This is a genomic window from Neorhizobium tomejilense, from assembly GCF_964254135.1.
Classification (GTDB): Bacteria; Pseudomonadota; Alphaproteobacteria; order Rhizobiales; family Rhizobiaceae; genus Neorhizobium; species Neorhizobium tomejilense.
In genome coordinates this window covers 784,469-797,966 of record NZ_CAXUSO020000002.1, presented here as the reverse complement: position 1 = coordinate 797,966, position 13,498 = coordinate 784,469, and the positions used below count along the sequence as shown (strand labels likewise).

Genomic DNA, 13,498 nt, shown 5'->3' with positions numbered 1-13,498 from the left:
CGGGCGCCCGGCATGGTCTGTTGAGGAAAATGCTGTGCCGCCACAGGGCCTTGAGCCCGATTGCTCCGTGATGAGGTGATATGAGAGATTTCGAATTACCCGGCCGTTCGCTCGCCGTCGGCCGCACTGCGATGGCCGCCACCTCCCAGCCGCTGGCGACGCTTACCGCCATCGACATGCTGCGCAATGGCGGCAATGCCGTCGATGCGGCGGTTGCCGCCTGCGCCGTACAGTGCGTCGTCGAAGCCGGCTCGACCGGCATCGGCGGCGATTGTTTCGCTCTCCTCTCGCTCAGTGGCACCGACAAGGTGCTGGCCTATAATGGGTCAGGCCGGGCACCGGCTGCCGCAACCGTCGAACATCTCCGTTCGCTCGGCGTCACCAGCCTCACCCGCACCTCGCCGCACACGATCACCGTGCCGGGGGCGGTGGATGCCTGGACGCGGCTGGTAACCGATCACGGCCGCATGAAGATGGCCGATATTCTGGCCCCGGCTGTCAAGCTGGCGCGCGACGGCTATGTTCTGCCTCCGCGCACGGCACACGACCTTGCCGCCCAGGCGGAGATCCTGAAGGATGATCCGGCTGCGAGCCGCGTCTTTCTCGTCGACGGCAAGGCGCCGCCGGCGGGTTCGGTCCAGTATCAGAAGCAACTTGCCGATACGCTCGAAGCCATCGGCCGGGAGGGCAGGGACGCTTTCTATCGTGGCCCGATCGCGGAAGGCATGGTGAGCTACCTGAACGGCATCGGCGCGCTGCACACGCTCGAAGATTTCGCCAATGCCAAAGGCGAATACGTGACGCCGATCAAGACGACGTTCCGTGGCCACGAAATCCACGAATGCCCGCCCAACGGCCAGGGCATCATCGCGCTGATGATCCTCAACATCCTGTCGCATTTTCCGGGCAAAGGTGATCCGCTGGCGCCTGAGCGCCTGCATGTCGAGGTCGAGGCGACGCGCCTAGCCTATGCGGCGCGCAACCGTTTTCTCGCCGATCCGGCTAAGGTCGACGTGCCGGTCGATTACCTGCTCTCGGACGAACTTGCCCGGCAGTTGGCCGCCATGATCGATCCCGAAAAAGCGATCGAGAACCTGCCGCCCTTCGACGAAGTGCCGCACAAGGACACGATCTATCTCTCGGTCGTCGACAGCGACCGCAATGCCATCAGCTTCATCAACTCGATCTTCTTCGTTTACGGCAGCGGCCATATGGATCCGAAGAGCGGGGTGATGTTCCACAATCGGGGTTTCAGCTTCTCGCTCGATCCGGACCATCCGAATGCGATCGCGCCGGGCAAGCGGCCGATGCATACGATCATACCCGGCATGGTGACGAAGGATGGCCGTGCCGTCATGCCCTTCGGTGTCATGGGCGGCCAATACCAGGCCATGGGCCACGCCCATTTCCTCTCAAAAGTCTTCGATTACGGCATGGACCTGCAGAGCGCCATCGACCTGCCGCGCCTCTTCCCGCTGCCCGGGACCAATCAGGTCGAGATGGAAGCCCGGCTACGCAACACGATCGGCCCGGAGTTCACCAAGCGCGGTTTCGAGGTGAAGGCGCCGGAATCGGCCATGGGCGGCGCCCAGGCGATCTGGATCGACTGGGAAACAGGCGTGCTGAAAGGTGGTTCCGACCCCCGCAAGGACGGCATGGCTCTCGGCATTTAAGCCTACCCCGCCAACCGATCAAGATATCTTGCGGGATATAACGCTGGTCAAAACCTCGCCAGCGAGATATCCAAAGGAATATCTCGCTTAAGGATCGGAGAGGAAATCATGAACATTGGTCGTCATTCCTGGATCAGGCTCGCGGTGACGTCGGTGGCAGCCGCCTTTGTGTCGATCGCCTCGTTTGCCGCTCCCGCCGCAGCGCAGGAAAAAGTCACCGTCTTTGCAGCCGCCAGCATGAAGAACGCGCTCGACAACGCCAACAAGGCGTGGGGAGCCTTGGGTGGCGGGCAGGTCACCGTTTCCTATGCCGCAAGTTCGGCGCTCGCCAAGCAGATCGAAAGCGGCGCGCCGGCGGATATCTTCATTTCGGCCGATCTCGACTGGATGAAATATGTCTCCGACAAGAAGCTCGTGAGGGAAGACACTAGGTTCAACTGGCTCGGCAACCGGATCGTGCTGGTCGCCGCCAAGGACGCCGCCAAGCCGGTCGATATCAGGCCGGGCTTCGATCTCGCGGGCCTGCTCAGAGGCGGCAGGCTTGCCATGGGTGAGCCGAACGCGGTTCCGGCCGGCAAATACGCCAAGGCCTCGCTCGAAAAGCTCGGTGTCTGGTCGTCGGTCGAAAAGAGCGTAGCAAGCGCCGAAAGTGTGCGCGCAGCACTCGCGTTCGTCTCGCGCGGCGAAGCGCCCTACGGCATCGTCTACCAGACGGACGCGGCGGCCGATCCGGGTGTTGCCATCGTCGGCACGTTCCCGGGCGACACCCACCCGCCGATCGTTTATCCAATCGCCGTCCTGTCGGAATCGAAGTCCAAGGATGCGCCCGCCTATCTCAACTATCTGACGTCCAACAAGGCGGCGCCGTTCTTCGAAAAGGAAGGTTTTACGGTTCTGAAGTAGCCGCGAGCACTCCGGCAATGCGCATCGAAACTGCCCCTTTCGGGCCTGTTTTTCGTTGCCGGCCGTGCCGTTCCTGCGGGCGAGTCTCTCCGCCCAGCCCTGTCCCGATCTCGATTTCAACCGGTCTCACGCGATCGTTTGTTCTCGAATCCCGAACATTCCGTTTGGAAATCATGCCCTAGCGACCTCGATCGGGCTCCCCCATCTCATGACCGGAAGCAAACAATACGCTTCCTAATACCACCGAGCGGACGCCGGCTCCCAAACGGCTCCGTTTAGCAACTGAGGAATACGATAATGAAGACAGTACTTTCCACTTTTGCCGCAGCCATGATCGCTTCGGCTTCCTTCGCCGGCGTCGCCCTTGCAGAAGGCGATTATTATCAGGGTGCGACCAAGGGACAGGCAGCGGCGCAGACCAATGACAAGGTCGACAATGTCAGGACCGGCAGCATCGACCAGGTTCGCGCCAACGACAATCGCGGCGACCAGCCGATCTTCAAGCACGAAAGCCGCGACAATCGCTAAGCGCAGCTCATTCAAGATACCGAACATCGTCCGGCAGGCAGGTCGCAAACTTGAGCCCCGGACGAACTCTGAAAGGACTAGGACAATGAAGACTTCCATCTCCGCTATCGCCGCCATGATCGCTGCCGCTTCCTTCGGAGGCTCGGCTCTCGCCGAGGGCGATTATTTTGAAGGCACCTCGAAGACGCATGCCTCCGCCCGGGTCAACAGCGGCAATGTGGACGACGTCCGCACCGGCAGCATCCAGATCCGCGACACCGATCACCGGGAAAGCCAGTCGATCTTCGGCGATACGAGCCGCGACAATCGCTAACCAGCCGCACAAAAAAAGACCAAGGCCTAGCGGCCTTTGTTCAAGGCTACCCATCTTGTGAATGCGATGGTGCAGGGAGAGCAGCGGTCAATCCGGCGCTCTCCCACCGCCTTTTTCAGAACCCTCCAGTAACTTTTCCGCCAGGACCTAGCCATCAGACCCGTCTCGATATATCCAATGCGATATATTGCATGGCGGCTACGGGTGGGATCGGCGTTTGGACTGGCTGGCATTGAGCGACGAGGAATGGACCGCGATCAGGCTCAGCCTGAAGGTTTCCGCCGTCGCCATGATCGTCAGCTTGCCGTTCGGCCTTCTCGTCGCCTACCTGCTTGCCCGCGGAAGATTCTGGGGCAAGTCGATCCTGAACGGCGTCGTCCACCTGCCGCTCATCCTGCCGCCGGTCGTCACCGGTTTTCTGCTGCTGATATTGTTCGGACGACGCGGCGTCATCGGCGCCTTTCTCAACGAATATCTCGGCATCGTCCTCTCCTTCCGCTGGACCGGCGCGGCACTTGCCTGCGGCGTGATGGGCTTTCCGCTGATGGTACGGTCCATCCGGCTGTCGATCGAATCCGTCGACCGCAAGCTGGAAGAAGCGGCCGGCACGCTCGGCGCAGGACCCGCCTGGGTTTTCATCACTGTGACGCTGCCGCTCATCCTGCCAGGCGTGATCGCCGGCATGATCCTCGCATTCGCAAAGGCGATGGGCGAGTTCGGCGCGACGATCACCTTCGTCTCCAATATTCCCGGTGAAACCCAGACCCTTTCGGCAGCGATCTACACGTTCACGCAGGTGCCGGGCGGCGATGCCGGGGCGATGCGGCTGACACTGGTCGCGATCGCCATCTCGTTTGCAGCGCTTCTCGCCTCGGAGTTCCTGGCCTATCTGGTCGGCAAGAGGGTTGATATCGAATGACCCTCGTCGTTAAGGCACGGCAGACGCTGGGAGAGTTTGTTCTCGACGCGGGCTTCACGTCGGATGGCGGCGTGACCGCACTGTTCGGGCCTTCGGGCTCCGGCAAGACGTCGCTGGTGCGGGTGATCGCGGGACTGTCGAAGCCGGACCACGGGCGGCTGGTGGTCTATGGCGAAACGCTGTTCGACACCGAAAGCGGCATTTTCGTGCCAAAGCACAAACGACGTTTCGGCTACGTCTTCCAGGAAGGCCGGCTTTTCCCGCACCTCTCGGTGCGTCAGAACCTAGCCTATGGCCACTGGTTCGCACCCAAGACAACGCGGCCGGAAAATTTCGATCGGATTGTCGAACTGCTGGGCATCGGCCTGTTGCTGGAGCGGCGGCCGGGGAAGCTTTCAGGTGGCGAAAAACAGCGTGTCGCGATCGGTCGGGCATTGCTCTCCGCTCCGCGTCTCCTTCTGATGGATGAGCCGCTCGCCGCGCTCGACGACCTGCGCAAGGCCGAGATCCTGCCCTATCTCGAACGCCTGCGCGACGAAACCTCGACGCCGATCGTCTATGTCAGCCATTCGGTCTCGGAAGTGGCGCGGCTTGCCGACAAGGTGGTGATAATGAAGGAGGGCCGGGTCGAGGCCATCGGCACGCCGTCGGAAGTCCTCTCTATGCCTTCTGCGGATCGCCGCGATGCCGGAGCAGTACTGACCGGCACGGTCGAGACGATCGATATCCCGCACCGGCTGGCGACGATCCGGCTTTCGCAGGCGCAGATCGTGGTGCCGAATGCGCATGCTGAAGAAGGCCGGAGAGTCCGCGTGCATATCCCCGAACGGGACGTGATGGTCGCCACCCAGCGGCCGGAGGGGCTTAGCGCCCTCAACATCCTTGACGGCATAATCGCCGCGATCGAGCCGGACGGCGACGGCATGGCCCGCATCCGCATCCGCTGCGGCGGAGATATCGTGCTCGCCCGCATCACCGCACTTTCCGTCGAACGGCTCGACCTGAAGCTGGAAAAGCCGGTTTTTGCGGTGATCAAGACGGTGGCGCTAGAACGGTAGCGTGGGTTGATCTTCAGCAGACTGTGAACTATAGATTACACATGATCGAAATTCGCAAAACGGCGACTTTCTCAAAGTGGTTCAGCGAACTTCGGGACTATAACGCCCGAATGCGAATAGTTACGCGCATTCGCCGCATGGAAATTGGCAATCTTGGCGATGTGAAGCCTGTCGGCGAAGGCGTCAGCGAGGCGCGTATTGCCTACGGCCCCGGCTACCGGCTCTATTTCATCCAGCAGGGCCAGGAAATCATCATCTTGCTCTGTGGCGGAGACAAGAGCACCCAAAGCAGGGACGTCGCTTCGGCAAAACAGATGGCGAAGGAGATATGACAGTGCCTATTGAAACGACGAAATGGGACGTTCAGGACTACCTGAAGACGCCCGAAGCGCGCGTTGCTTATCTCGAAGCAGCTTTCGAGGACGGGGATCCGAAACTTATCTCGATCGCCCTTGGCGATGTTGCCCGCTCCATGGGCATGACCAATGTCGCCAAGGAAGCGGGCATTACCCGCGAGGCGCTCTACAAGGCGCTGAGCGATAAGGGAGATCCGAAGCTCTCCACGTTGCTCGGTGTCTTGAAGGCCCTCGGACTCCGAGTCACGGTGGTTTCCGCCAACGAAGCCGCATAGGGTCGGCCCCAGCAGACGGCAGAACGATCCTTCGAAGAAATTTTGCACACGCGTACATTTTGTCATCCGGGTGTTAAGGAGCCCCGCTAGACCGCTTCCTGTTGATGATCTTCAGCGCTTCCGCAGCCTCGGCCGATAGGTCTTTCAGGGTTCGGAAGAAGCCATTTCGCTCTTCGGGGAGTAAACCATGACTGTTCTTCCGATACTCAAATCCGCCACGCTCGCGGCCGTTCTCTTGACCTCGACCGCCGTCTTCGCGTCCGCCAAGGATGTCACCATTTCCGTCTGGTCCGGCGGTTCCGGGCCGAACGACAACTACCGCACCGATGCCTTCGATATCGCAGCCGATATTCTCGAGCGCGAAGCCGCCATCCGCGGCCAGCAGCTCAACATCATCGTCCAGAAGACGCCCTATTCCGGCTGGGAAGATTTTAAGCAGGCGCTGACGCTCGCCGCCGAAGCCAAGAAGGCTCCGAACATCGTCGCCACCGGCCATGAAGACATCGGCCCCTGGGCGCAGGCCGGCCTCATCGTTCCGGTCGAGAAGTTCATCGACCTCGACAGCTGGCCGATCAGCGACATCTATCCGAACCTGATGGAGATCACCTCCTTCAATGGTAGCGTCTACGGCATCCCGCAGGACGCCGAATCCCGCCCGTTCTTCTTCTGGAAGCCTTACATGAAGGCGATCGGCTATTCGGATGCCGATATCGAGGCCCTGCCGGCCAAGGTCGAAAAGGGCGAATATACGCTCAAGAACGTGCTCGAAGACGCCAAGAAGATGCAGGACAAGGGCCTCGTCCAGGCCGGCTACGGCTTTTATCCGCGCACCAATAACGGCCCGGACTACTGGCAGTTCTACACGTCCTTCGGTGGCGTGATGGAAGAGGAAGGCAAGCTCGTCTTCGACAAGGCCGCGATGAAGCGCACCTACCAGTATTTCGCCGATCTCGTGAAGGCCGGCGTCACCAAGAAGAACCATGTCGGCATGCCGGGTGACCAGTGGTGGAAGGAAGTCGCCACCGGCAAGGCCGGCATCTGGCACGGCGGCACCTGGCATTATGCCCGTCTCGTCAACCAGGAAGGCCTGAAGGACTTCTTCACCAACGTCCAGTTCACGCTGGTACCGGGCGGCGAGGGCGGCAAGGCCAATACGCTGACCCATCCGCTCGCTTACCTGCTGATGGCCGGCCATACCGAAGAAGAAACCCAGATCGCTGCCGACCTGATCAAGATCGCCTCCGAGCCGCGCATCAATGCGCTGCATGCGATCAAGTCCGCCCATCTCGGCATCTCGCCTTCCGAAACCAAGGTCGACCTCTATGCGGCCGACCGCTGGGCTTCGGAAGCCACCGAACGCCTTCTGCCGCATGCCAACGCCATGCCGAACAATGCCGATTTCGGCAAGTACTGGACGATCATGTGGAAGAACTTCGAAGCCTCCTGGACGGGTGCCAAGACCGCCGAGGCCGCGGTCAACGATGCCGAAGCCGAGCTGAAGTCGACGCTCGGCGCGGCGATCATCATCCGCTGACTGTAACCGGGCGAAACTCCTCGCCTCGAACTGTGGGCGGCGATCGCTCCGCCGCCCACACCCCATCCGTCTCCCAAGGCTTCACCCATGCGAACGTCCCGAACGCTCGGACTGGTGATGATCGCGCCTGCCGCGGTCATGATCTTCCTGTTCTTCCTGATGCCGGTCGTCCTGACCGCCATCTTCGCCATGACCAACATGACCACCGCGACCGGCATTTCCGGCGGCGCCTGGCAGGTCACGCAAGGCGCCATCAACCGCCTGAAGGCAGACATGCCGGACCTTGCGGGCGGCATTGCCGAACCACGTTTCGTCATCGACGAGGAGGGGCTTGCAGCGCTGGAGGCCCTGAAGCTCAAGGCAGGTTTCAGCACTGAACTGCGCACCAGCCACATGGGCGAGGTCTTTCCCTCGCGCCGCGAGGCCGAACGCATGATCAAGGCGCTGAAGGACCGGCCCTCGACCCGTGAGGTCAAGCAGATTTCCGACCTCTTCAACCGTTCGGTTCTGAATACCCGGTTCGAGACCCGCGACGGACTGATGGCGAGCCTCAAGAAGCTGGGTTTCGCTTTGACGCCGGCCGAACAGGCGACGGTCGCCACCGCCACCTATACCGGCTGGGTGTGGACGACGGAAAACTTCAGGATCATCGGCAACTCGCCGGACATGGCGCAGATCTTCCTCAACACCGCCTTCTACGTCTCGGTGACGCTGCTCTTGTTCAACGTCAGCTACGCGCTCTTCCTCGCCATCACGACCCACTACATGCCGGCTTCGACCGCATCCATCTTCCGCGCCATCTGGCTGCTGCCGCGCATCACGCCGGTCGTCATCTACGTGTTGATGTGGAAATGGCTGACCTGGGACAGCGGCTTCATCTCGATGTTCATGGGCCAGTTCGGTTATCCGGCGAAAAACTACCTGCTCGACAGTGCCTATAACGCCTGGTTCTTCGTGATCCTGATCAACGGCTTCATCGGGGCCTCGATGGGCATGCTGGTCTTCTCGTCGGCCATCAAGGCGATCCCGCAGACGCAGTTCCATGCAAGCGAGGTGGATGGCGCCAGCCGCTGGCAACAGGTCCGCCACGTCATCCTGCCGCAGCTTCGCTGGCCGATCCTGTTCGTCACCTGCTACCAGACCCTGTCGCTTCTCGCCTCCTTCAACGAAATTCTCCTCTCGACCCGCGGCGGGCCGGGGCGGGCGACCGAAGTCTGGTCGCTCGCCGCCTACCACACAGCGCTCAACAACTATACCGGCAATCTGGAATACGGGCTGGGCGCCGCCATGGCCCTGGTGCTGGTGGTTGTCGGCATCATCCTGTCGCTCATCTACCTGCGCATCTTCCGTTACGATACGCTGATCTCCAAGCCGCTGATCGAGGATTGAGCATGGCCGAAAAACCGCAAATCTCGTCCAACACGACCTCGGCGAATTTCTCGAGCCTCCCGGTGATCCTGCTGCTCGGCCTTTTCAGCCTGCCACTCCTGGTGATGTATGCCTATCTCTTCATCGACACGATCAGCGACACGGAAGTCGGTTCGCTGATCCCGAACGAGTTCACGCTGCGCCACTGGAGCTTCCTCTGGGAGACCAAGGCCGGCAAGCCGAACATCTGGCTCGTCACGCTCAATACCTTCATCTTCGCAAGCTGCATCACCGGCGTCATCCTCACGGTCTCGTCGATGGCGGGTTACGTGCTGTCGCGCCTCAACGTGCCGGCGCGCGGCTTTTTCCTCGCCGGCGTCATGGTGCTGCACGCCTTTCCGTCGGTGACGCTGATCATCGCCATTTTCATCGTGCTGCAGTGGATCGGCCTCTACAATTCGCTGATCGGGGTGATCCTGGTAAAGGCCGCGGTCGAACTTCCGCTCGGCATCTGGCTGATGAAGGGGTTCTACGACACCGTGCCCTGGGAAATCGAGATGGCCGGCACCGTCGACGGCGCCTCGCGCTTCACGGTCTGGCGCCGGCTCGTGCTGCCGCAGATCAAGCCGGCAGTGATGGCACTTGGCCTCTTTTCCTTCCTCACCGGCTGGAGCGAGTTCATCATGCCGCAGGTGCTGGCGCCGGGCGCGAAGGCGCAGGTCCTGTCGGTCTATCTGGCGGGCCTGATCATCGACGACAACAACTTCGATTTCGGCACCTTCAAGGCCGTCGGCGTCTTCTACGTCGTGCCGGTGCTGATCCTCTATGTCTTCTTCCAGAAGCATCTCATGAACATCTATGGCGGAGGCACCAAGGGCTGATGCGTATATTGCTCGACAAGTTTTCCAAGAGTTTCGGCTCCACCAAGGTCATCGAAGACATGGATCTCGAAGTGGGTTCCGGCGAAATGCTGGCGCTGCTCGGGCCTTCCGGCTGCGGCAAGTCGACGACGTTGTTTGCCGTCTGCGGCATTCATCGGCCGACCTCGGGCCGCATCCTGTTCGGCGACCGGGATGTCACCCATCTGCCGAGCCAGGAGCGCAATGTCGGCGTCGTCTTCCAGTCCTATGCGCTTTATCCGCATATGACGGTGGAGGAAAATATCGGCTTCCCGCTGATGGTGAAGCGGGTTGCCTCCGCCGACATCAAACAGCAGGTCGCGGATATCGCGGCACTTGTCCATATCGGCGATCTCCTTGGGCGGCGCCCGGCGCAGCTTTCCGGCGGCCAGCAGCAGCGCGTGGCACTCGCCCGCGCCTTGATCCGCCGCCCCGACGTGCTGCTCCTCGACGAACCGCTCGCCAATCTCGACGCCAAGCTCCGGCTCGAAATGCGCTCGGAAATCCGGCGGCTGCAGAAGGAAACCGGCATTACCGCCATCCTCGTCACCCATGACCAGGTCGAGGCGATGTCGATGTGCGACCGCATCGCCATCATGAAATCGGGCGAGATCGTCCAGATCGCCACCCCGTCGGATATGTACAAGAACCCTCGGACGTCCTTTGTCGCCAGTTTCCTCGGCAATCCGCCGATCTCCTTCCTCAAGGGCCAGGCTCAGCAGGGGGCTTTCGTGCTTGGCGGAAGCGGCTTGCGCCTGCCGCTCGCTACCCTGGCCGGCGTTCCCGACGGAACCGCGCTCAGCCTCGGCGTCCGTCCGGAGCATTTCGGGACAGCAGCAGGTACACCGGTCGAAGGCAAGGTCGTATTTGCGGAAACGCAAGGCCGCGAAAACCTCTACGACGTCGTGCTGCCAGACGGTTCCGTGCTGCGCTCGATCCAGCCGGTGCGCGACGACGTGAAGCCGGGTGACAGCGTGCGCTGGAACCTCGACAGCGCCTCGACCTTCGTTTTCGCCGAAGACGGACAGAGATTGTGACGGAGGCTTTGATGCACGACTTTTCCGCCTTCTTCGACAAATTCGGCTGGCCGGGAGGGAAGGGCCGGCTGCCATTCTGCATCGGCCATCGCGGCGCGAGCGGCCATGAACGGGAAAACACGCTCACGGCCTTCCGCCGCGCTGCCGAACTCGGCGCCGAAATGTGGGAACTCGACACCCAGATGACGTCGGACGGCGTGGTCGTCGTTTCCCATGACGACCATCTGCAACGCGTCTTCCAGCGGGACCTGTTTATCTCGCAGATGAGTTTTGCAGAGCTGCGCGAGGCGGTGCCGGATGTGCCGAGTTTCACGGAAGTCGCCGCACTCGGCCGGGAGACCGGTTGTGGCCTTTACGTCGAGCTGAAGCGGCCGGGCACCGGTCCGCTCTGCTGGCAGCACCTGAAGGACATGGACCAGCGTTTCGCCTGCCTCGGCTCCTTCGATGTCGCCCAGGTGCGCGAGCTGCGCGAGATGGGCTGCGATTATGCGCTTTCGGTGCTGATCCGTGTCGGCCACGATCCGCATGCGGCAGGGGAGGCGGCGGCCGCCGACATCCTGCATCTGTGCTGGGAAAAGGCGAGCGAGACGCCGCAGGAATTCGTGACCGAGGAACTGATCGACAGGGCTTTTGCCGAGGGCAAGGAGCTCGTGCTCTGGCACGAGGAGCGACCGGATGTCCTGAAGGATATCATGGTCTTGCCGATGCTCGGCATCTGCACCGACCTGCCGGACCTGATGCGACCAAGGGAAACGAGCGGCGTTTCCCGCGAGCCCCGCCGCGTCACCTCCTTCGACGTCGCCCGGGCGGCCGGCGTTTCCCGCGCCGCCGTGTCGCGTGCCTTCACCCCCGATGCCAGTGTTTCGGAAAAAACCCGGCAGAAGGTCTATCAGGCGGCCAAGGAACTCGGCTATCGGGTCAACTATCTCGCCCGCAGCCTCACCAACAAGCGGTCCGATTTCGTCGGCCTGGTGGCGGCCGGCCTCGACAATCCGTTCCGCACACAGCAGCTCGAAAACCTGGCCCGCGCGCTGATCGCCCGCAATTACCGGCCGATCCTGTTGCCGACCTCCAAGGAGGCCGATAGCGCGACCGTCATCGGCCAATTGCTGCATTACGCCGTTTCCGGCGTCATCATCACCTCGGACGCGCCGCCCTCGCACATCTTCGAGGAATGTGCGATCGAGGGCGTGCCGATCGTGCTGGTCAACAAGGGCGAGGATTTTCCCTTCGTCGACCGGGTCGTCTCCGACGACCGGATGTCGGGTTACATGGCCGTCGACCACCTCGTCGAATCAGGCGCCAAGAAGCTCGCCGTCATCGCCGGCACGACTGTTTCCTATTCGTCGCGCCGGCGTGCTGAGGCTTTTCAGAGTCGCTGCCAGATGCTCGGGCTCGATGCGCCGCTGATCCCGGTCGCCATCAATGATTACGCCCATGGGCACGAGGCGGCGCGATCGCTGATCGACATGGGGATAGACGGGGTGTTTTCGGTCAACGACTACATGGCCTGCGGTGTCCTCGACGGGCTCGCCAAGGCCGGCCGGAGCTACGGCTCCGTCAAGGTGATCGGCCATGACGACATCCCCCAGGCAAGCTGGTCGGCTTACGACCTCACCACCTTCGTACAGCCCTGCGACGTACAGGCGGAACAGGTGATCGATCTCCTGACCAGCCGGATGTCCGAACCGGACGCCGTGGCTAGGGTGGAGTTCACGCCGGTGACGCTGATCAAAAGAAGAAGTGCATAAATGGCATCTGCATTCGATCTCTCCTCCCTGCAATCGCGCGAAAGGACCGCAATCGAGGTCGCCCGCCGGGTCGGCATGGAGGCCGCCGCCTTCCGCGCCGAGGCTCTTCCAGAAACGCTCGGTGTCGAGAACAAGGGCCTGCAGGATTTCGTCACCGTTGCCGACAAGCGGGCCGAAGAAGCGATCCGCGCATCCCTGCTTGGCGAATTCCCCGACGATTCCTTCATGGGCGAAGAAGGCGGTGGACATTCCGGAGAACGCGGCACCTGGGTGGTCGACCCGATCGACGGCACCACCAATTTCATCCGCGGCTTTCGGCACTGGGGCGTCTCGATCGCCTTCGTCTCCGGCGGCGAAATCCTGCTCGGCGTGATCTATGACGCCGCACAGGACCGGGTTTTCCATGCGATCCGGGGTGAGGGCGCCCTCAAGGAAGGAAAGCCGATCACGGCGGCCAAGACCAGCGATCCCAACCACGCGATCGCCATTCTCGGCCATTCGCGCCGCACCGATTTCGAAGACTACATCAGCGTCTCGCGCAGGCTTTACGAGCGCGGAATCGACTACCGGCGCATGGGCGCGGCCGCCATCGGCCTCGTCCGCGTCGCCGAAGGCGTGTCAGACCTCTATTACGAACGACACCTTTCTTCCTGGGACATGCTCGCCGGCGTGTTGATCGCCGCGGAAGCCGGTGCGACGATCGCCGTGCCGCCGCTCGAGGAATTGCTTTCGCGGGGCGGGCCGGTGGTCGTCTGTTCGCCGGGGCTTGCCGGCGAATTCGCCTTCCTGATGGAGATGGAAGGCCTGCTCGCTGCTGCGCAGTAGGGCAGGCAGATGGCAGACGGCATCGACGGCGACTTAGAAGGAGCCTGGGCGGGGTGCAA

General features: G+C 61.9%; 14 protein-coding genes and 1 pseudogene. All 15 read left to right on the top strand.

Annotated features, from left to right (window positions below):
• Positions 1–80 precede the first annotated feature (80 nt).
• Positions 81–1,673, top strand: coding sequence for a gamma-glutamyltransferase (gene ggt / locus ACSQ3G_RS26495; RefSeq protein ID WP_436112363.1), 1,593 nt, complete (start codon positions 81–83; stop codon positions 1,671–1,673).
• Positions 1,674–1,781: 108 nt separating this feature from the next.
• Positions 1,782–2,576 carry a molybdate ABC transporter substrate-binding protein gene (gene modA / locus ACSQ3G_RS26490; protein WP_436112362.1) on the top strand — a complete coding sequence of 265 codons (795 nt, stop codon included), beginning with the start codon at positions 1,782–1,784 and terminating at the stop codon, positions 2,574–2,576.
• Positions 2,577–2,873: 297 nt separating this feature from the next.
• Positions 2,874–3,104 carry a hypothetical protein gene (locus ACSQ3G_RS26485; RefSeq protein WP_436112361.1) on the top strand — a complete coding sequence of 77 codons (231 nt, stop codon included), beginning with the start codon at positions 2,874–2,876 and terminating at the stop codon, positions 3,102–3,104.
• 85 nt (positions 3,105–3,189) lie between these two features.
• On the top strand, positions 3,190–3,417 hold the full coding sequence (locus ACSQ3G_RS26480) for a hypothetical protein (RefSeq protein ID WP_436112360.1): 228 nt from the start codon (positions 3,190–3,192) through the stop codon (positions 3,415–3,417).
• A gap of 217 nt (positions 3,418–3,634) precedes the next feature.
• A complete protein-coding gene (modB, locus tag ACSQ3G_RS26475; protein ID WP_436112359.1) occupies positions 3,635–4,336 on the top strand; it encodes a molybdate ABC transporter permease subunit in 702 nt (233 codons plus the stop codon).
• Positions 4,333–5,394 (top strand): molybdenum ABC transporter ATP-binding protein, encoded by a 1,062-nt coding sequence (gene modC, locus ACSQ3G_RS26470; protein ID WP_436112358.1) that lies wholly within the window; start codon positions 4,333–4,335, stop codon positions 5,392–5,394. The genes modB and modC overlap by 4 nt, the downstream gene beginning before the upstream one ends.
• Positions 5,395–5,435: 41 nt before the next feature.
• Complete coding sequence (locus tag ACSQ3G_RS26465; protein WP_436112357.1) at positions 5,436–5,726, top strand: type II toxin-antitoxin system RelE/ParE family toxin; 291 nt, start codon at positions 5,436–5,438, stop codon at positions 5,724–5,726.
• 2 nt (positions 5,727–5,728) lie between these two features.
• A complete protein-coding gene (locus ACSQ3G_RS26460) occupies positions 5,729–6,025 on the top strand; it encodes an addiction module antidote protein (RefSeq protein WP_436112356.1) in 297 nt (98 codons plus the stop codon).
• 187 nt (positions 6,026–6,212) lie between these two features.
• Positions 6,213–7,559 (top strand): extracellular solute-binding protein, encoded by a 1,347-nt coding sequence (locus ACSQ3G_RS26455; RefSeq protein ID WP_436112355.1) that lies wholly within the window; start codon positions 6,213–6,215, stop codon positions 7,557–7,559.
• Positions 7,560–7,646: 87 nt separating this feature from the next.
• Positions 7,647–8,948 carry a carbohydrate ABC transporter permease gene (locus tag ACSQ3G_RS26450; RefSeq protein WP_436112354.1) on the top strand — a complete coding sequence of 434 codons (1,302 nt, stop codon included), beginning with the start codon at positions 7,647–7,649 and terminating at the stop codon, positions 8,946–8,948.
• Between the two features lie 2 nt (positions 8,949–8,950).
• Positions 8,951–9,808 carry a carbohydrate ABC transporter permease gene (locus tag ACSQ3G_RS26445; RefSeq protein ID WP_436112353.1) on the top strand — a complete coding sequence of 286 codons (858 nt, stop codon included), beginning with the start codon at positions 8,951–8,953 and terminating at the stop codon, positions 9,806–9,808.
• Positions 9,808–10,863, top strand: a complete 1,056-nt coding sequence (locus ACSQ3G_RS26440; RefSeq protein WP_436112352.1) for an ABC transporter ATP-binding protein — start codon at positions 9,808–9,810, stop codon at positions 10,861–10,863. Before ACSQ3G_RS26445 ends, ACSQ3G_RS26440 begins: the two co-directional genes overlap by 1 nt.
• An 8-nt stretch (positions 10,864–10,871) precedes the next feature.
• Positions 10,872–11,609, top strand: a pseudogene (locus ACSQ3G_RS26435) (glycerophosphodiester phosphodiesterase); the annotation flags it as partial.
• Positions 11,601–12,614 carry a LacI family DNA-binding transcriptional regulator gene (locus tag ACSQ3G_RS26430; protein ID WP_436113196.1) on the top strand — a complete coding sequence of 338 codons (1,014 nt, stop codon included), beginning with the start codon at positions 11,601–11,603 and terminating at the stop codon, positions 12,612–12,614. The pseudogene ACSQ3G_RS26435 and the gene ACSQ3G_RS26430, both read left to right, overlap by 9 nt.
• Positions 12,615–13,439, top strand: coding sequence for an inositol monophosphatase family protein (locus tag ACSQ3G_RS26425; protein WP_436112351.1), 825 nt, complete (start codon positions 12,615–12,617; stop codon positions 13,437–13,439).
• Positions 13,440–13,498: the final 59 nt, after the last annotated feature.

Coding starts and splice junctions, on each gene's coding strand:
- ggt (WP_436112363.1), top strand. CDS start 81: ATGAGAGATTTCGAATTACCCGGCCGTTCGCTCGCCGTCGGCCGCACT.
- modA (WP_436112362.1), top strand. CDS start 1,782: ATGAACATTGGTCGTCATTCCTGGATCAGGCTCGCGGTGACGTCGGTG.
- ACSQ3G_RS26485 (WP_436112361.1), top strand. CDS start 2,874: ATGAAGACAGTACTTTCCACTTTTGCCGCAGCCATGATCGCTTCGGCT.
- ACSQ3G_RS26480 (WP_436112360.1), top strand. CDS start 3,190: ATGAAGACTTCCATCTCCGCTATCGCCGCCATGATCGCTGCCGCTTCC.
- modC (WP_436112358.1), top strand. CDS start 4,333: ATGACCCTCGTCGTTAAGGCACGGCAGACGCTGGGAGAGTTTGTTCTC.
- ACSQ3G_RS26465 (WP_436112357.1), top strand. CDS start 5,436: ATGATCGAAATTCGCAAAACGGCGACTTTCTCAAAGTGGTTCAGCGAA.
- ACSQ3G_RS26455 (WP_436112355.1), top strand. CDS start 6,213: ATGACTGTTCTTCCGATACTCAAATCCGCCACGCTCGCGGCCGTTCTC.
- ACSQ3G_RS26450 (WP_436112354.1), top strand. CDS start 7,647: ATGCGAACGTCCCGAACGCTCGGACTGGTGATGATCGCGCCTGCCGCG.
- ACSQ3G_RS26445 (WP_436112353.1), top strand. CDS start 8,951: ATGGCCGAAAAACCGCAAATCTCGTCCAACACGACCTCGGCGAATTTC.
- ACSQ3G_RS26440 (WP_436112352.1), top strand. CDS start 9,808: ATGCGTATATTGCTCGACAAGTTTTCCAAGAGTTTCGGCTCCACCAAG.
- ACSQ3G_RS26430 (WP_436113196.1), top strand. CDS start 11,601: ATGCGACCAAGGGAAACGAGCGGCGTTTCCCGCGAGCCCCGCCGCGTC.
- ACSQ3G_RS26425 (WP_436112351.1), top strand. CDS start 12,615: ATGGCATCTGCATTCGATCTCTCCTCCCTGCAATCGCGCGAAAGGACC.